This is a genomic window from Larkinella harenae (genome assembly GCF_054780515.1).
The window spans coordinates 1,289,372-1,308,232 of sequence record NZ_BAAGWE010000001.1 but is presented as its reverse complement, the minus strand read 5'-3'; the positions used below and the strand labels follow the sequence as shown (position 1 = coordinate 1,308,232).

General features: G+C 52.3%; 15 protein-coding genes. 3 read left to right on the top strand and 12 right to left on the bottom strand.

Translation table 11 applies throughout. The annotated features are described in order from the left end of the window. Nucleotides 1-540: 540 nt before the first annotated feature. Entirely contained in the window at nt 541-1,425 is an 885-nt protein-coding gene (locus ACYVH9_RS05335; protein WP_460635261.1) for an NmrA family NAD(P)-binding protein, read from the top strand. 112 nt (nt 1,426-1,537) lie between these two features. Beyond that, nucleotides 1,538-1,792: a hypothetical protein gene (locus ACYVH9_RS05330; protein ID WP_460635260.1), complete on the top strand. Its 255-nt coding sequence runs from the start codon at nt 1,538-1,540 to the stop codon at nt 1,790-1,792. A 1,057-nt stretch (nt 1,793-2,849) separates the two neighbouring features. Here ACYVH9_RS05330 and ACYVH9_RS05325 read toward each other — a convergent pair. From ACYVH9_RS05325 to ACYVH9_RS05315, 3 genes are all read right to left on the bottom strand, one after another. Beyond that, nucleotides 2,850-3,911: a cytochrome-c peroxidase gene (locus tag ACYVH9_RS05325; protein WP_460635259.1), complete on the bottom strand. Its 1,062-nt coding sequence runs from the start codon at nt 3,909-3,911 to the stop codon at nt 2,850-2,852. Between the two features lie 8 nt (nt 3,912-3,919). Next, complete coding sequence (locus ACYVH9_RS05320) at nt 3,920-4,426, bottom strand: molybdopterin-dependent oxidoreductase (RefSeq protein ID WP_460635258.1); 507 nt, start codon at nt 4,424-4,426, stop codon at nt 3,920-3,922. Nucleotides 4,427-4,797: 371 nt separating this feature from the next. After that, nucleotides 4,798-5,151 (bottom strand): hypothetical protein, encoded by a 354-nt coding sequence (locus tag ACYVH9_RS05315; protein ID WP_460635257.1) that lies wholly within the window; start codon nt 5,149-5,151, stop codon nt 4,798-4,800. Between the two features lie 198 nt (nt 5,152-5,349). Between ACYVH9_RS05315 and ACYVH9_RS05310 the strand changes: the two genes are divergently transcribed. Then, complete coding sequence (locus ACYVH9_RS05310; protein WP_460635256.1) at nt 5,350-5,748, top strand: hypothetical protein; 399 nt, start codon at nt 5,350-5,352, stop codon at nt 5,746-5,748. 78 nt (nt 5,749-5,826) lie between these two features. Here the strand turns inward: ACYVH9_RS05310 and ACYVH9_RS05305 are convergent, their stop codons facing one another. The 9 genes from ACYVH9_RS05305 to ACYVH9_RS05265 form a co-directional block, all read right to left on the bottom strand. Continuing rightward, nucleotides 5,827-6,789 (bottom strand): DUF6624 domain-containing protein, encoded by a 963-nt coding sequence (locus tag ACYVH9_RS05305; RefSeq protein WP_460635255.1) that lies wholly within the window; start codon nt 6,787-6,789, stop codon nt 5,827-5,829. A 33-nt stretch (nt 6,790-6,822) separates the two neighbouring features. After that, a complete protein-coding gene (locus ACYVH9_RS05300) occupies nt 6,823-7,077 on the bottom strand; it encodes a BPTI/Kunitz domain-containing protein (RefSeq protein WP_460635254.1) in 255 nt (84 codons plus the stop codon). Nucleotides 7,078-7,150: 73 nt separating this feature from the next. Then, complete coding sequence (locus tag ACYVH9_RS05295; RefSeq protein WP_460635253.1) at nt 7,151-11,317, bottom strand: hybrid sensor histidine kinase/response regulator transcription factor; 4,167 nt, start codon at nt 11,315-11,317, stop codon at nt 7,151-7,153. A gap of 151 nt (nt 11,318-11,468) precedes the next feature. Continuing rightward, the gene (locus ACYVH9_RS05290) at nt 11,469-12,785 is read right to left on the bottom strand and encodes an enolase C-terminal domain-like protein (RefSeq protein ID WP_460635252.1); all 1,317 of its coding nucleotides are present in this window, start codon (nt 12,783-12,785) and stop codon (nt 11,469-11,471) included. 26 nt (nt 12,786-12,811) lie between these two features. Next, entirely contained in the window at nt 12,812-13,933 is a 1,122-nt protein-coding gene (locus ACYVH9_RS05285) for a mannonate dehydratase (RefSeq protein ID WP_460635251.1), read from the bottom strand. An 86-nt stretch (nt 13,934-14,019) separates the two neighbouring features. After that, complete coding sequence (locus tag ACYVH9_RS05280) at nt 14,020-14,898, bottom strand: 2-hydroxy-3-oxopropionate reductase (RefSeq protein WP_460635250.1); 879 nt, start codon at nt 14,896-14,898, stop codon at nt 14,020-14,022. A 19-nt stretch (nt 14,899-14,917) separates the two neighbouring features. Further along, a complete protein-coding gene (locus tag ACYVH9_RS05275) occupies nt 14,918-16,363 on the bottom strand; it encodes a GntP family permease (protein WP_460635249.1) in 1,446 nt (481 codons plus the stop codon). Between the two features lie 115 nt (nt 16,364-16,478). Continuing rightward, the gene (locus ACYVH9_RS05270; RefSeq protein WP_460635248.1) at nt 16,479-17,246 is read right to left on the bottom strand and encodes an HpcH/HpaI aldolase family protein; all 768 of its coding nucleotides are present in this window, start codon (nt 17,244-17,246) and stop codon (nt 16,479-16,481) included. A 29-nt stretch (nt 17,247-17,275) separates the two neighbouring features. Next, on the bottom strand, nt 17,276-18,796 hold the full coding sequence (locus ACYVH9_RS05265) for a SusD/RagB family nutrient-binding outer membrane lipoprotein (RefSeq protein WP_460635247.1): 1,521 nt from the start codon (nt 18,794-18,796) through the stop codon (nt 17,276-17,278). Nucleotides 18,797-18,861 lie beyond the last annotated feature (65 nt).

The following is an 18,861-nucleotide window of genomic DNA, read 5'->3' as shown; positions in this document are numbered from 1 at the left end:
GGCGTTCAGGAGTGCAGGTGAAAGGCGCTATGCAACGCCAAAATTACGCAGGAAGTTGGAAATCCTGGTAGTTTGGCCCCGCCAAACTATCTTTTCAAAGCGGACCATTCCGGCCAGCTTCAGCCTACGGAGTTTAGACACGAAAAACTCCCCCCTCCGGAGACCCATTAAAAACAAAACCCGGCAAAAAAGCCGGGCTGTAACGATTTTTTCTCTGTCCTATTTTACTACACTTGTGTAGTCACTAATTAATGTAGTTACAGGCAAAATAAATGCCAACGTTACCATTATCCAAAATTTGGACACAAATTTCCAGGAAAGATCTTGTTAAAATACCATCCTTTCTGAAACAACTACTAAAAAGAAGAGTTCCGCAGCCGGTCGCACTGCTAAAACTCACTTTTTTATTTTTTTTACGATGGTTGTAGCTATTTGGCACCGACGAGGTGGCACTACTTTGTTTTACGTAGATAAAATTTGAACAAAAACGTCTTTTCGTTGCTTAGAAGGCAAACATTTCCTTCGTTCAATTCTAAGCCTATGCATATCATTCTCGGTGCTACGGGTCATATTGGTTCAGTGGTAGCTACTACCTTACTAAAACAGGGAGAACCCATCACCGTCATCACGCGCGATCCCCAAAAAGCCGACAACTGGCAGCAGAGAGGAGCGCAGGCTGCGGTGGTTGATATACACGATGTGGATGCCTTGAGCCGAGTTTTCCGCCAGGGCAAACGCCTGTTTCTGCTCAATCCACCCGCTCCACCAGATACGGATACGGCCGCTGAAGAACGCCGGAGCATATTAGCCATTCTGGCAGCTTTAAAAGACTCCGGCCTGGAAAAAATTGTTGCCGAATCCACGTATGGGGCCCAACCGGGCGATCAGATCGGCGACCTAGGCGTCCTGTATGAGATGGAGCAGCAACTGGCTCGCCAGCCGATTCCAGTAAGCATCATCCGGGGTGCCTATTACATGAGCAATTGGGAGTTTTCGCTGCAAACTGCCCAACAGGAAGGAAAAGTCTACACCCTGTATCCGGTTGATTTCAAACTGCCTATGGTAGCGCCTGAGGATATTGGTCTGCTTGCGGCCCGGTTGCTGACCGAACCCGTCGAAACCGCGGGATTATACCATATAGAAGGTCCGGAAGTTTATTCATCAGCCGACGTAGCCGCAGCGTTTGCCCTGGCGCTGCACAAAACCGTCGAAGCCGTAGAAACGCCACGTGATCAGTGGCAACCGGCTTTGAAAACGATGGGTTTCTCGGACAAAGCTGCGGAATCGATGGCCAACATGACTGCCGCTACCTTGGATCAGCCATACGCTCTGCCGGGCCTTCCCTACCGGGGCACAACCTCGCTTCAACAATACATCGCCAAAATGGTGGCTGATAACCAGCCAGAACAAAAACCAACCCGTTGATCCAAAACGTCGGAGGGCAATCCGGTTTCCCGGCAACTGACAGGATCTGATGAACCGTCCCCAACATTTAGCCACGCTCCGTAGTTTATTGCTCGTACCAGAACACGGAAACATGAAAAAGCTAGATGAGCTTTCGTTTGAGGAAATTCAAAAAATGTATGATTATGCCATCAACCTGGCCGCATCGTACGTAAAAGATGCTGAAAAACATTATAAAGCCGAAGAAAAAGAGCGAGGAGATGATTTTACCGCTGCCGATAAAGAGTGGACCGAATACGCCCGGATCCTGGATCTGGAACTTCAAAACCGCATCAAAGCAGCAATAGGTACTCCCATTCCAGAGCCGACCGCTTTCAACGGATTCTAACTGTACGGAGCAAGTAAAGGACTGGTAGCCAACTTTTTCTTACAATCTCTATTTGCCCTTAGTCTCGAATTCACGTCAAACAGACAAAAGCCCGACCACGCGCCGGGCTTTATTTTGCCTGTTAATGTGTTGAGCAAACCAGAAAGGCAATCCATCGGGATGAAAATACGCAAAAAAAAGGCGTTTCGACGTTACCATTTCTAATATTTTAGAAACATATTTTACATATATCATCAACACCGTAGAAATCGCTTTTTTACGTCTAAATTACCCTAGCCGTCCACTGCCATTTGTAGAGACCGAAACATGAAAATATTTTTATTTTATAATTCAACAAACGGATCGAGTTAGCTTCGCTCAGTGTAATAAACACGACCAAGGCTTCTATTGAATCAGGTTGTTATTTATACTAGCAAATACCTTAAGTAAATTTTTATTTTAGATTACCTCTTTCATCAGGCAACAATAACTTCCATTGGGCTACTCTATTAATACAAAAAATACTTATTTACTACAGCAAGGATTAAACTGCTTGTGCGGTTCAATCGGCGAAGAGTATGATTGCTAATAGAAGTCTGTCAGGAAGAAACAGATAAGTACATTTATCGCTTACTACCAATAAATTACAATCAAAAATATTTATCTACTTCTATCCTTTCAAACGCCCTTTAAATTAGTTGCATCAGGAATTTGAGTATAATTTATTAGCCTTTTTTTATTAAAAAAGCCCGGCAAATACACCGGGCCTAGTAATTATGTAACATTGAGTAAATCCATCATCTCTCTAATTATAACAAGGACAAAGCCATTGATTATTGAAGGCAAAAAAGTAGATAAAGTGGGGGAATACAGGCCCGACCTAAGCAGGCCGGGCTGTTATAATTTTCTCTGTCCTACTATTAAATAGTACGCCAATATAATCGAAATAAAATCTATGTAACCAATTTTAAAGAAAGGGTTACATAGATTCATCTTATAATTCTAAACTTATCATAATAAATTTCAGAGTAGCCAAAATTTGATCTTGATTCAATTCCTGTTATCGTGTCCAGAGTCGTCAGTGGGGATTGGAAAACAGCGGGTTAGTGACAAATGAGGTGTCGGTCAACAGATGAAGAAAAGCCAATAAATCATTTTTTTCGGAACCTGTTAGCCTAAGTCCACCCGCCTGCGCCGACACTAATTCGGGGGCCAGGGTCGGTGTTTGCTGTACGTGGTCGCTGTAGTGATTGATTACCGCCAACAAAGTAGCAAACCGCCCGTCGTGCATATACGGAGCAGTTAGTGCAATGTTTCGCAGGCTCGGCACCCGGAACCGTCCGTGGTCGTCCGACCGCAGGGTTACCTCCTGCCGCCCCGGATCGCGGGCCTGCTGGTCGAGACCATTGTTGTGGAATAACTCCTGCATGAGTTTGGGACCACCGTGGCAATGCGCGCAATTACCACCCCGAATACCTTTGCCGGAATAGGGAGCGGTCATAAACAACGCCAATCCGCGTGCTTCGGCAGCCGTCAGCGTATACGCGCCCTGCAAATACCGATCATACGGCGAATTGGCCGAAATCAACGTTCGTTCAAACTGGGCAATCGCTTTTCCAATCCGGGCATCGGTGATGCTATCCGAGCCAAAAACCCGCCGGAACAGGGCGGGATACCGCGCCGTTTTCTGCAACACCAGCGCAGCCTCACCCGGTTTCATCCCCATCTCATCGGCATGGCCCAGTGGAATCAGCGCTTGTTCTTCCAGACTGCCCGAACGACCATCCCAGAAAAAATTCCGCACCCACAGCAAATTGACCAGCGACATTGCATTTCGGCGCGTTGGTTGCTCACTGACGCCCTTACTCAAGCGCAATCCATCCGTAAAAGCCCGGGCCTGTTGGTGGCAGCTTCCGCAGGAAACCGTCCCGGTCTTCGACAACCGCGGTTCGTAAAACAAAAGCCGACCCAGGTAAACGCCTTCCTGCGTCAGTGGGTTATCAGCCGGAATGCTGAAACGACCGCCAAAAGACGCCGGATACTGGAGGGAATAAGGACCCGTTGGCACCGGCTCATCGGCGGCCCTCCAGGCTACCAGCCCGGCCACAAACAGCAATCCGAAACAAGCCCACCGCCCCATCCTCGTTTTTATTTTGCAAACCGAACTTCGATGTGCTTCACTTCCCGGACCCAGCGGGCCGGTTTCTTCTCCCCGGGAACCACCACCCGGTAGGGCCCGACACCCGCAGGTAAGGGTGCTCCGTCGACCTGATCGGCCAGAATAATCGTCCGAGTGGCAAAATCAGGATCCAGTTCGGGAAGCGCATACAGCGCTTCATAGCCATCAACGGCTCTGACCACCACGTATTTCATCAGGTTTTCGCCCCGCAGTTCCGCGCCGAGCGTGGCTCCGGCCCGCTTGAGCAGATCAGCCAACGCCACACCCGAGTACCGGTGTTCTTTCCCATCACGGTCTTTGCCCATCACCTCCACGTGCGGCAGGGCTTTCAGATCAGCCGCCTGAAGCGTTAGCGGTTTGGCCACTTCCCCCGAAACCGTCACCTGCGCGTAACTACTCCCGGTTACTAAACTTACCGTAAAAACAAGTACCGCAATCTTACGGGCAAAACGGCCAAACAGAGCAGGTTGATTCATGGTCGATCCGATTACAAATTGATCAAGGCAAGATTTACGAAATAATTGCGGCCCGGTTCGGGAAAGCCTTCAGCCCGGCAGCAGATTCAGCGCACGGCCAACATCAAGCCGGTTGAACAACTCCATTCGGGGCTTTGGGCGGTGTTGCTGGAATCAATTCCCCGACGGCCCAGTACTGTCACTTCGCCCAAACCAAAAACCCGGCTTGAGTCAACATAAAAGCGTGGTTGACCGCAAACCGGGTTAAAACACAAAAGACCACTCCGCGTACAGCAGGTAAAATTTTTCATCCAGTCGGGGTAGAATTGTCGTTATATTCCAACAAATATAACGCATTTACTGAATGGACGCAGTCCGTACGCTACTTTAACTTAGTGTATGAAATGAACGGCCATCATGGCCAGGTGTACCAGGACGTTAACGGCAAAAAGATTGAGACAAAACCGCACTGACAGCAACCCCAGGTTAGACACCAACACCGCGAAGAAGGCTGCTACGGCCACACCGGCGAAAATATCACTGTAACCGAAATCGAAGTATTGAAAAATTAACAGAGAAACCGGAGTCAGGATACAGCCCTGCAACATGAGCATGGCCCCCATCATGGTAAACCGGTAGTCGCCGGTTTCGAGCAAATGAATCAGGTTATTATATCGGGTAGTCCAGTTCTGGCTGGTAGTAGATGCAGCAACTGGTTGAGCGGGCAAGGCAAGTTTCGTGTTCATCGTCGTATCAATTAAAAGTTTGATGACACAAAGATTGCCAACAAAACCGACCGAAATCATGACCTGCATTAGCCCACGGCATGATCTGTATTGCGCCATTTCCTGACGATGCTCAGCCCGAATCCTGACCAACGTCATGGGAAAAAGACGGGCAAACCGGCAGCTTTACAGGAAATATCGTAAAGGATGGAACTCCCAATGAACTCAATCGCCACCCCGGATTCACACCAATTGGACTATTGCCGTACTGAAAACCAGCGCTGGACGATGACGCTGAATAGTTATGAACAGGAAGTCAGCCAGTTGCTGGCCTTGCTGGACGATGTACTGGAGCAATATAATCAGCAAAATTTACGCCAGCGGGCCATTGAGTACTACCAGCGTCTGAATCATCTGAAGCTTTGGTTTAGCCGCCTGCGTTCCGACATCCTTTGCGAAACCTGCGCGCCCAACGCTCCGCTGCCCTGCGAGAAAGTACGGTTTAGCCGCCATACATCGCTTCCTTCGCAATTCACAAACCTCTCCGACGAGTTTGCGCACACCAAATCGGGTTGCTATCAGTTCCTATCGGTGCTGGTGCAGTTGAATTTAATCTAGAAGTGCGCCAGTTAGTATTCAGCCTCCAAACCGCTGCCTACGCGAACGGTTTGGGGGCTGAATGCGCTATCCGAAGAATCAGGGTTGTTTGATTCCGGCCTGCTTGTCCAGTTCGGGGAGCTGTTTCTTGTATTCCGCAACATCCCATTGAATATTCCAGTGGCGGATGTAGTCGGCCAGCGGAGGCAACCCAACCGCTGCACGCCGTTGATCGACATGCTCCGGGTCGTTCAGGGGCAGCACATATGCTTTACCGGTTTTGCTATCCTGCCCGATCTGGCTGCCGTAGGTTTGCCGACGGCCTTCGCCCAGGGCCACGCGGTCTTCCAGCAACGCCAGGGCACTAGGCTGGGCATTTTCCGCTTTCACGGCTTCCCGCATCATCGGCAGGTATTTCTGCTGCGTGGCCAGATCAGCGTGTTGAATCACCAGAAAGAGCGTCATATTGGCCTGAGGCCCAACCTTTTTCTCGCCCACCCAGCCGTACTGATCCAGAATGGATTGAACCTGAATGAGATTGATGCTGTCTTTTTCTTCGATGATTTTCCAGAGATCGCGCATTTGTTTCGATTCAAACCCGTGTTTTTTGCCTACTTCGTCGATTTGCTTTCGGTATTTCTGATCTTCTTCATAAATGGCGGTCAACCTGGCCTGCAACGGTTTGTCGTAATTCGCTTCCATTTTATCGACATTAGTCTCTAGCTTTTTCACTAAAACCTTCCACTCCTTCCGTGGATGCAGGCTGTTCAAATCGCTGTCTGTTTTCAGGTGACCGATGTTGCTAAAGCCCTGATCGACGGCCTGATTCAGCCACGCCAGAGCCAGCTCTGAATCCTTCGCTAAAGCCGCTGAACAGGCCGCGTTGTAAAAATCCGAGCCTTTATCCTGCTTAATCTTAAAGGCCTGCTTATAGAAGCTGACCGACGGAGCGTATGCTTTGGCGTTGTATTGGTCCTCCGCGTTCCTGATCAGCTCCCGGTACGTTTGTCCGTAGGCCAGCGAATGCAACAAACCAATCAGAAGTAGTAAAAAACGTTTCATGGATGTGTAATTTCTGCTTTTACAAGATAGCGGTTATTTACGTCCTGAACACTGTTGACATGCCTCCAGGGTCTCGAATGGAACAACGCCCCCGCAACCGCCCCACACAAACGTTTTGCATTGCTTTTCGGCCTGATCGTAATAATACCGGGTAAAATAGGCATAACACGACCCACTTTCCGGCTTTAGCGCACACCTGCCCGAAGGATCTTCCCCGTTCTCACAGCCAATTACAACGAATCCCAGCATGGCAGCTCCGGCCAGTAGTTTCCTAAGCGACACATTCATTTTCTTCCGATTTGTTTGCAGTAAAGAGTCAGTCCGACCGTCCGGCGTTGGAAATAAAATTCAAAAACCGTCGTCAAACCACAACTTCTCCCTGTGCATCAAATTGATTGCTGTATTCCGTGGGTGTTTGTCCAAACTGCGCCCGAAACGCCCGGCTAAAATACTTGGGATCGCTGAAACCCACCGCAAAAGCGATCTCTGAAACGGACGCTTTTCGTTGTTTCAGTAAATGTTCGGCTTTTTTCAGACGCGTGGTTCGTAACAGGTCGATCACCGACAGGCCCGTCAGCATTTTTACTTTCCGGAACAAAACCGGGCGGCTCATGCTCATCTCATCCACCAAACTTCCGACGTTAAAATCGGCGTCGCCGAGGTTTTTGTTTAACACTGCCATCAACTGGTTCAGAAACTTGTCGTCGGGGTGCTCCAATTCCTGCGGTTGGGGCTGAAGCGTCACCATACGGTGGTATTTGATCCTTAACTGTTCCCGCAGCTGCAACAAATTCTGCACGCGAGCCTGCAACAAAAGCGGATGAAACGGCTTGACAACGTAGTCGTCGGCACCGATTTGCAACCCGGTCAGCTGGTTTTCCGCGGCTCCTTTAGCCGTTAGCAGAATCACCGGAATGTGGCTGGTGCGGGCATCGGACTTGATCCGGTGCGTTAGCGCAAAACCGTCCATAACCGGCATGGCCACGTCCGTAATCACCAGATCGGGCAACAGCTGCGACGCTTTTTCCCATCCCGCACCCCCGTCAGCCGCTTCCATTACCTGAGCGGTTTCGGCAAACAGATCCCGGATGTACGCCCGGATATCGTCCTGATCTTCCACCACCAGAATGAGCTTCTTGCCCGGAACCGAACTGGTTTCCGCACCGGATGCTCCCCCAATCGATTCTGCAAAAACCGTTTGTTTGGTAGCAAGAGGCTCATTTTCAATGAGCCTGTCAGCTGAATTACGTTCGAATCCGTTTGTTCTCGAACCCGGCAAGGTGATCGTAAAACGCGTAAAACCTGCTGTATGCAAACCTTGCTCCCGACTTTCTACTGTCAATTGCCCCTGGTGATGTTCAACAATGCTTTTGCTAAGTGCCAATCCGAGCCCAAAGCCGGAGTCGCGGGTTTTGAATTGCCTTACCTGGTAAAACGGATTAAAAATATGCGCCTGTTCTTCCGCTGGAATGCCGCGCCCCGTGTCTTCCACGATCAGTAAAACCCGCGGATCGGTTTCAGAGGCCCCGACCTCCTGCTGCAATCGAACGGCGATTGTTCCGGCCACCGGTGTAAATTTAAATGCGTTCAGCAACAGGTTAGACACCACTTTCTCCATCTCCCCGGCGTCGATCCAGACCGGCAGCGTACCAACTTCCGACTCATTGATCAGTGTCACCTGCCGCGAACGGGCAAACTCCCGAAACGAATCCGTAATCCGTTCCAGAAACACCACCAGATCGACTTCCCGTTTCTGCAACTGAACGTTGCCGGTTTCGTGCTTCCGGAAGTCGAGCAACTGATTCAACAAGCGCAACAAGCGATCGGCACTGCCTCGCATGATTCCTAGTTGCTTTTGCAGAAACATATCGTCGGGCCGATGGGTCATCAGCACGTCAATGGGGGCCATTACCAGCGTCAGCGGGGTGCGGATTTCGTGCGCAATTTCCGTGAAAAAGTTCAGCTTGGTCTGGTGGAGTTCCTGCTGCCGAGCTTTTTCAGTATGCTCGAGTTGCAGTTCGTGGGTCAGCCGCAGCCGGTTTCGGTTGAAGCGCGACCACAGGCCCAGCAAACCAAGAAAAGCCAGTACGTACAGCATATAAGCCCAGACGGTTTTCCAAATGGGCGGCAAAACCGTAATCGTCACTTCCAGCGGCTTCGAATTCCAGACCCCGTCGTTGTTGGTTCCTTTCACCTGAAGCACGTAGTCGCCTGGTGCCAGATTCATGTACATGGCCCGGGGCTCGCTCACGTAGTTCCAGTCGTTATCAAACCCCCGCAATTTGTACGCGTACCGGTTTTTGGAAGGATTGATGTAGTTGAAAGCCGCAAAATCGAGCGAAAACACATTCTGACGGTGCGTAAAAGTCAATCCGCGTTGGTAGTCGATGCCCTGATCGGAAAGCCGGTTGACCGGTTCATTGAACAACCGCAACTGGGTAAAAGCCAGTCGGGGTGGTGTGGTGTTACGCCGAATGCTGTCCGGATGAAAATGAACAATGCCGTTGTAGCCCCCGAAATAAAAGAAACCGCGGGCGTCCTGATAGGTCGAGTTTGAGGTAAACTCCTTACAAACCAATCCGTCGTGTTTGTTGTAGGTAATGGCTTTCGATTGCGCCGGATCGAGCTGGGCCAGGCCGTTATCCGTACTGATCCACAGCCGTCCGCGCGCGTCTTCCCGAATGCCAAAAACCGTATTGCTGGGCAATCCCTGCGCCCTGGTATAATGCCGGAATGAGCGTTGGTCGGGCAACAACAGGTTTAGCCCCCCATCGCGCGTGCCGATCCAGAGCCGGTGCTGACGGTCTTCAAAAAAACAAGTAATGTGATTGCTGCTAATCGATGCGGGCTCGCTGTCCTGATGAACAAAATGAATGAATGCATCCCGGTCCGGTACTTTCCGGTTTAACCCGCCGGTCGTCCCTACCCACAATTGATTCCGGCTATCGATCAGCAGGCTGGTGGCGTTGTTCGAAATCAGCGACCCGGGGTCTTCGTTGCGGTGACCCAATTGCACAAACGACTGCGTTTCCGGATCAAACCGGCATAAACCACCCAGATTGGTAACAATCCAGAGCACCCCGTTAGCATCCCGCTTGAGGTCGTAAATCCGGTCGTTGGGCAACGAATTTGGATTGCCCGGTTCGTGCAAATACCGGGTCATGGTTTGCCGACGTAAATCAAGGTAGTTCAGCCCTTGTAACGTACCGATCCATAAACCGTTCGGTCCGTCGGGCAGCAGGCACTTCACCTTGTCATTGGAAAGCGAATGACGGTTTTGGGGTTGATGCGTATACTGCCGGGCAATGGTTCTGTCGGCGTTGAGCAAAAAAAGGCCGCGGTCTTCGGTTCCCAGCCAGAGCTGATCCGAGTCCGTTGCGGGCAGCATGGGTCCCGCAATTTTAAACGGTATTCCGCCCGCGCGGCTAACGGGTCGGTAGGCCCCAAACTGCCGGGCCAGCGGGCTGTAGAGATCCACCCCACCGTAGTACGACCCCACCCAAACCGATCCATTGCGATCGCGAAAGATGGAGCGAACCGAGTTGTCGCTGAGTGAGCCGGGTTCGGTGGGTTGGTTGGTCAGGGTTCGGAAATTACGGCCATCCTGTGTCACAATGTGCAGGCCCGACATGGTACCAATCCAGAAATGCCCTTTCCCATCCGGCTGAATGGTCCGAATCGCCTGCGTTGCGAGGTTGAGCCCCCGTACAGCATCCCAGGTGACCACCCGCCCTACTTGTTTATCAAACAAGGCAATGCCATGCCGCTCGGTACCGAGCCAGAGCCGCCCCGAGCGGTCCTCGGCCACGGCATTGATTCCGTTGAACGGGTTATAAAAAGCCCCGTCCGTGGGTTCCAGAAAATGGTTCGTTAGCTTGTATTGTCCCGAAGCGGTCGGGCGCAGCTCCATCAACCCGGTATTTGTCCCGATCCAGAGGTGATGAGCAGCATCTTCGTAAATGGTTCGTATCTGTCCTTCTTTCAGCAGCTTTCGGTTCTGGAGCAAATCCGCCAGCGGCTCAACCCGTTGCGGATTTTCGGGATTGAGCCGGTATATTCCCCGTAGCGTTCCGATCCAGATGTGCCCGCGGTGATCTTCGGACAGACTAAGAACGGTTGAGTCACGCAGCGGGGCCGAAGCGGACGTAGTGAAGAAAACCCGCTGAAAATCATTGTATTCAGATCGAAACTGCGCCAATCCTTTTGCCGTTCCTACCCACAGCCGCCCCCGTCGGTCAACCAGCAGGCTATTGACGGTGTTGGAAGCCAGGCTGTACGAATTGTCCGGCTGATTTTTGTAAACCACTACCTGCCGGGAATCGTAGCGATTGAGTCCATCGCGCGTGCCAAACCACATAAATCCTTTGGCATCCTGCGCAATGGCGTACACACTGCTTTGCGAGAGTCCTTCTTCCACGCCGAGGTGGTCGAACGTCTGGCCGTCCGGCTGCCCAATAACCGGCGGCAACCACAAAAAAAGAAGGAAAACGCCCAGCCAAAACCGGACGTGGTGTTTGTGATGATTCATCGTTGTATTCAATAAACCACTCCGCAACAGGATTAATTGTATAACGGACTGTATTTATCGTACAAAGATACCCGAATCCTATTCCTCCTCAGCTTCTGGCGGGCAATTTTAACCGCCGATTTGAAAACGCGGTTTTTCAGGCATTAATGGCCTACCAGCGAACCGATTGAAATTTCCAGCCGGGCTGCACTTTTTGCATTTCAGTTTCGTCATCCCGCTTCGTCAGGCCGCAATCGAGGTAATTCTGGTGCAGGGCCGCCAACGCCCCGCGATCCAGCTCAACGCCCAGACCAGGCTCCTGCGGAACAGCCACCGAACCCTCTTCAAACTTAAACCGTCCGGCAGTAATGACTTCATCCGACTGCCACGGATAATGCGTATCCAGGGCGTACGGCACCTGCGGCAAAGCTGCGCCGAGGTGTACCATCGCGGCCAGCGAAATGCCGAGATGGCTGTTGGAATGCATGGACAAACCGCGCCCAAAGGTTTCGCAGATTCCGGACAAAGTCATCGACGACCGCAACCCACCCCAGAAGTGGTGATCACTCAGAATAATATCCTCCGACCCAATGGCAATGCTGTTTGGAATATCGTCGAACGAGGTGGTACACATGTTGGTAGCCAGCGGAGTTGTGAGGGCTTTCCGCACCTGGGCCATCGCTTCCTGCCCCCGCACCGGATCTTCAAGGTATTCCAGAATCGGCTCCATTTCTTTGCCGTATTGAATCGCCGTTTCGACCTTCCAGAGCGCGTTGGGATCGATTCGTAGCGGCACATTCGGGCCAAAAGCCTCATGCAGCGCAAACATGGCATTCACTTCCTGCCGCGGTTCGAAGACCCCACCCTTGAGCTTGATGGATTGAAAGCCGAATTCAGCGCACATGGCCTGGGCCTGGGCGACGATTTCGGCCGGATTCAGGGCACTGGCCTGCCGGGCTGCGGCCCACCCCTGCGCGTTCGGGTCGGTTTTGAAACCTAATTTTCCGCCCGCGCCTTCGTATTTATAAAACAGATACGCCGAAAAAGGTACCCGATCGCGCATCTTCCCCCCCAGTAAATCGACGATGGGCCGCCCAACCACTTTTCCAATAATGTCCAGACAGGCCACTTCAATAGCACTAAAAATATGTACCATCTTGCGCTGATCCCAGGGCGTTTCACCGCGTTCAGCTGCCGTGTCAGTTCCAAAATGGCCAATCAGCACCCGCCGGATTTCGCTGAGTTGAAAGACATCCTTCCCGATCAGCAGATCGCGGGCGGCTTCGAGGGCCAGGTCGATATCACGGTTTCCCGGAATTTCGCTAATGCCCGAAATACCATCGTCGGTGACCAGCTCTACGATGGTCCGCAGGGCGTACGGTGCGTGCAAACCGGCCGCATTCAGCAACGGCGGGTCCACTACCGCAATGGGTGTAACCGTAATTTCTTTAATTCGCGGACCCGTTTTTTCGGCAAAACGATTGTTCATACAAAGCGTTATGTTCTACTATCAACTTAACTTTTTACGTCATCAGACACCGCCTGGAGTAGCCCCTTGATGTATCCGTAGGCAAACGAAAACGCCTGTGGCCCGCTGGCATGATCGGCATGGTGCGGTACGTGGTCGGGCATCACCATGCCCGAATAACCAACATCCCGCAGAGCACGAACGACGTGCAGAAAATTCATGTCGCCGTTGTCGGGATACACTTCCTGAAAGTTGTTCCAACCGCCTTTGATGTTCCGCAAATGAACGTTAAAAATCTGATTCCGCTCTCCTGCCCATTTAATAATCGGCATAATCTCGGTTTTTGGATCTTTTAACCCTTCCGCAATCGATCCGATGCAAAAGTTAAATCCGTGGTATTCGCTGTCGTATAGCTTGGCAAACCGTTGAATTCCCTTAAACACATCCGGACTGTTCCAGCGTGTAATGCCCCGATAGCCTACCGGAGTCGGCGGGTCGGCGATGTGGTTTGCCAGCTTCACCTTGTATTCTTTGGCCACCGGAAGCAGCCGGTCCAGCATGTAGGTGATTCGTTCAAACATCTGCTCGATGGACACGTCACCGGCGACGGTTTTGGGCAGGTTCTGCTTCAATGCTTCTTCATAATTCCAGGTACTGTAAGTTGCATTGCCCCGTTTGGGGTCCGTGGTTCGGCCCGTCCGCAAAACCGGCAGGATCGTGGTGTTGTAATTCAGAACTTTGATACCGGTTTTACCCGCAACCTGAATCATTTGTTGCAGAATCTCAATTTCCCGGTCCCGCTCCGGGCTTTTGCCCAGCATGATGTTGGGATACTCGGCCTTGTCGATGCCCGACGACGCCAGTGGAAAGTGGTAAGCATCCAGGGCGATGCCGTATTTTTCGCAGGCTTCGCGCTTCTTCATCGAATCGTCGAGGTCCCAGCCCTTGCCGGGAATCGTCTTCGGAGCACCACCATCCAGGTTATAAACGCCGTGTCGGGCCTTAAACTCCAGGTTCTCAACCGACGTGCCGCCCGACTGGCAACCGACTTTCATCAGCACTTTTTTGGGGCCGGCCTTGGAAGTGCTGGCGTTTGCCGATTCGGCACCCAAAGCGGCTGCTCCCACGGAGCTCACCGCCACGGTTTTGATAAATTCGTTCCGTTTCATTTCGTTCAGGGCGTTTTTTAAATGATTAGTTAGGAATAGTTGCTATGGAAAATCGCCTGTTCGGGCTTGCAAATCCTGACGAGCGCTCAATCCTGAAGAGCCCCCGGGGGGTTCACCTGCCTGATGATCGCACTATGGTCCAGTTCACCGTCACCAGCTTCCATCGCGGCTTTCATCTGGTTGGCGACCAGGGCCGTTGCCACCAGCGGTACCGAAAACTCCTCGCCGGATTGCAACGCGATACCCAGGTCTTTTTTATGCAGCTTGATTTTGAATCCGGGTGTAAAATTGCGTTCGATCATCCGTTTGCCATGTAGGTCAAGAATCCGGCTTTGGGCAAAACCGCCCAGCAAAACCTCCCGCATCTTTTCGAGATCAACGCCAGCCTGCTGAGCCAGGGTAAACGCTTCCGAAACCGCCTGAATAGTGATGCCAACGATCATCTGGTTGCAGGCTTTTGTGGTTTGCCCGGCACCCGGTTTGCCAATCAGCACGATATTCTTCCCCATGACCTGAAAAATCGGTAACGCGCGTTGGAAAGCGGACTCGCTTCCTCCAACCATGATCGATAACGAAGCCGAAACCGCCCCGACCTGGCCACCCGACACCGGTGCATCCAGCGCTTCTACCTCTTTTTCCTGCATCTTCTCGTAAATCGTCCGGGCCGTAGCGGGTGCAATGGTCGACATGTCGATAAACAACGCCCCCGCTTGAATACCGTCCAACACGCCCTCCGGTCCCGAAACCACCTGTTCTACATCGGGCGAATCCGGCAACATCGTAATAATTACATCCGACTGCTGAGCCAGTTCCTTGCTGGATGATGCGGTTTTGGCACCCGCTTCCGCCAGTTCGCCCGCAGCCTTGCTTTGCTGCAAAACCGTTACCGGATACCCCGCCTTGATTAAATGTAAGGCCATGGGTTTGCCCATGATGCCCAATCCAATGAATCCTATTTTTTCCATACCAGAAACTGTAAACGTTTTAAATTAACGGAAACAACTGCGCTCCAATCATAATGACGACCAGCCCGGCCAGCCCCATGACAACGAGCAGGGGTGAGATGGTTTTCAGGGCTTCCTGCTCCGTTAAGTTGCTCAGTTTGCAGATTATCCAGAATCCGGCGTCATTCATCCAGGGCACGAGTTTGGAACCGCACCCGATGGCTAATCCCAGATAAACCGGGTGGAACTCCAGATTGGCGTTGGTGGCCATACCAGAAAGAATGCCCGAAGCCGTAATCAGGGCCACCGTGGCTGATCCCTGCGCCGTTCGAACCACGGCGGCAATCAGAAAAGCGAGCGGAATCAGGGCCATCTGGTATTCTTTTGTCATATCGGCAATTCGTGCGCTGATGCCCGTTTGCTGCAACATGCCCCCGAAGGCCCCGCCTGCTGCGGTGATCAGAATAATACCGCCCCCGCTCATCAGGGCCGCCTGCACAAAAGGCGTCAGGCCCTCTTTGCTGTTTTTTTTCTGACTCGCCAGCACCAGCAGCGCAACGATGCCGCCGGTAACGATGGCGATGTTTTTATCACCGAAAAACTTGACCACTTTCAGCAGGTTATTCAAAAAAACTGACTCGGTCAGCGGTTCGCCGGGCGTTACCATCGTATTGAGAGCCGTATCGGCGCAAATAAATACCAACGGAATCATCACCGGCAGGAGCGACACGCCCAGACCCGGCAGGTGAATGTCTTCCTTGGCGGCAATCAGCTTGATGTCATCCAGCTTTGCATCCAGCGAATCGCGCAGCGGAATCGGCCATTTTCGGTTCGCCCAGAGCGCGAAAAAGTAGCCTGCTGTGATGGTAAAAAGCCCTACGATGGTTCCGGCAATCATCATCAATCCGATCGGAATGTGCATTTCGCCCACCAGAAACAATGGCCCCGGCGCGGGCGGCACCAGCGAGTTCGCCATCGCAGCTCCAGCCATGATGCAGAGAACGAGCAACAGGTAATTTTTACCAATGCGCAGGGTCATGGCCTTGGCCAGTGGCATCATCAAAAAAATAACCGTATCGAAAAAAACCGGAATGCCCAGAAAAAAACTGCTCACCAGGAAAGCAATCGGCGCTTTGCCGATGCCCGTCAGCCGCAGCATCGACCGGATGATGCGTTCGGCGGCCCCGCTTTCCAACATGCATTTGCCGATGATGGCCGCCATTGCAATCAGGATTCCAATTTTTCCGCAGGTGGTGCCGAATTCCGTAGCGATCCGTTCGCCAATACTTTTTTTTGCCAGCGCCTGTGCAGCGGCCGGAGCGGTTCCTTTCGCCAGCGCAAACTGTTCAATGGCCGACGCAGGAGTTAGTAGAGCAACAATGAAAGCACCGAGAAGAAGCGCCAGAAACGGATGTAACTTCAATCCGATGATGCCACCAACGACAATGAGAACACCAACGGCAAGAATGAGGAGCGGATCAGACATTAGAGCGGTTTTTCAGTTTAGGGTTTTGGTTTTTCATTTACGGTTTATGGTTTTCAGTTTATGGCGCGTTCCGCATTCAGGCGTCAGCAACCGTAACCTGAAAACTGTAAACCGACTAACCGTTACGGTATGCATCCAGCTTTTTGGCCATGTTGCGGGCTCCGTCGGCCACAAAGGTCCCGTCGGAGCCGCAGGCAATCATCCGAATGCCCAGGTCGTGGTAGCGTTGGTAATCTTCCGGGTTGAAAAAGAGAATGCCGGTTGCTTTTCCGGCTTTCTGGGCTGCATTCACGGTTTCTCGCAGCGCTTCCTTGAACCGCGGATGGTCAAATTGCCCGAAAATTCCCAGCTCCATCGATAAGTCGGCGGGCCCAATGAACAGCACATCGACCCCATCGATGGCGGCTACTTCGTCCAGGTGATTGAGTACTTCGACGGTTTCAATCTGCACCACGCCCAGAATCGTTTCCCGGGCCTCGGCATAATACTGCGGAAAGTGCTGGGCAAACCCCGTTGCCCGTACCATCTTGGCTACGCCCCGACTGCCGTGGGGCGGATAATGCAAGCCGTTCACCACTTTCTGAGCCTCTTCCGGATTCAGCACTTTCGGGCACATGATTCCTTCGGCACCCATGTCGAGCACCCGGTGTATTCGCTGGCTCTCGGTACTTTCTACCCTGACAATTACCCCGGCTCCCGTGTGTTCCAGCGCCTGAAGCTGATACAGCACATCTTTTTCCGAACCGGCGCCGTGTTCCAGATCAATCAACACCCAGTCAAACCCGGCATTCCCTACGATCTCGGCCGTGAGGGAGCTGCCCAGATTCAACCAACACCCGTTCAGGGTCTCGCCTTGCTTTAGTCTTTTTTTGAGATTTTTCATTCTTATATAAAGTCGAAAAAACCGTTACTTTACTTTTTATCCCACCAGATTCGCGTATCCAGCAGATTCGGTCCCTGACGACTAATGGCCTGATCAACATTATCTTTATTTACATTGATCTCCGCGTCCGTGTACGTCAACCGGCGAATGAAGCCTTCCGTCTTCAGGTCGCTGCCGGGGTACGGGTTCGGTTTCAGGACCGGAAAGCCACTGCGCCGAAAATTGGCCCAGGTTTCAGGACCGACGAGAAACGATGCTACCCAGTATTGCGTATTGATCTGTTCCAGCTCCTTGCCAGCCGCTAACGGGTTGGCGGTCATGTAGGCCGTTATTGCACTTTCGGCCACCGCCGTATTGGCACCGTACGTGGCCAGCTGCTGCATGTGCGCCCGAATACCATTGGCGTAAAAAGTAGCTGCATCCCCCGCAGTCCACTTCCGAAAAGCGGCTTCGGCCAGCAACAGCTGCGTTTGCGCGTGCGTCACCAGAAAACTGGGTGCCGTCAGCCCGCCCATGCGGGTTCTGTCGAGCTGGCTGTAATCCCATAAACTGGCGAGTTTGCTGGCCGCAACGGCCGAACTGATGGTGGTGTTATCGTACCCCTGCGGAGCACCCACCTGCACCGCTGGTGTGCGGTTGGCCCGCGATTCGACCTGCTGCGCTCCACTGGTAGCTCCCACGTACCGCACGGCGATGGAAGCCAGCCGCGGATCGTTGTTTTTCTGCAAAAAGCTAACAAACTCCTCGTCCAGGTAATAAAACGCCGATTGCCCGCCATTGAGCTGACTCCCTACCGGATTGGTAAAACTGGCGGTGTGCCGGATAATCGCGTTGTCGGCATTGGCCTGCATGACGCCCCCCGCTACGGCTTTGGCAACGTATTCGGCGGCTTTGGTCGGATTGACTCTGGACAGCCGCATGGCTCCACGCAGCAGCAGCGAATAGCCCAGCCGCTTCCATTTCGCCACGTCGCCATCGTACAACACATCGCTAGCGACTTTGGCCTTTGACGCATCCAGACCCGCCGAAGCCGCATCCAGTTCATTCAGAATGTCCGTGTAAATGGCCTCCTGCGTATCGTAAACCGGCTTGACGATTGCTTCCAGGTAACTCTTTCCGGCCTGCGTGTAGGGCACATCGCCATACGAATCCGTCACGATCATAAACGAATACGCCTTCCAGATGCGGGTCATGTTGTGGAGATTGGAGCGGGCGGGATCATCTTTCGTTTTAGCGATGACATCGACCAGCTCCCGGATGATCGTCCGGTAATACGTATTCCAATTGCCGTTCGAAACACCCCGGTTGTCCTGGTTAAAATTAGCCGCCGAGCCCTGCCCGCTGAAAGGCGTGATCATCTGCTTCACGATGGTGGTTTCGTAGCTCAGGTTGCCGTAGCCGGGCGCGCTGTTGACAATGGCCGTGTTTAACTGAAAAGCCGGTTCGACCGCCGTGAGGGCAATCGGGTTAACGTTCATTTCATCAAATCCCTTATCACAGGCCGTGAGGGAAAGAGCAATGACTGTGAGAAAAACAAGTATCCTTTTCATAGTGAAATAGCGTTTACGGTATCCGGTTTACGGTGGGCTGACGCATTAGCGGACACATACCTGCT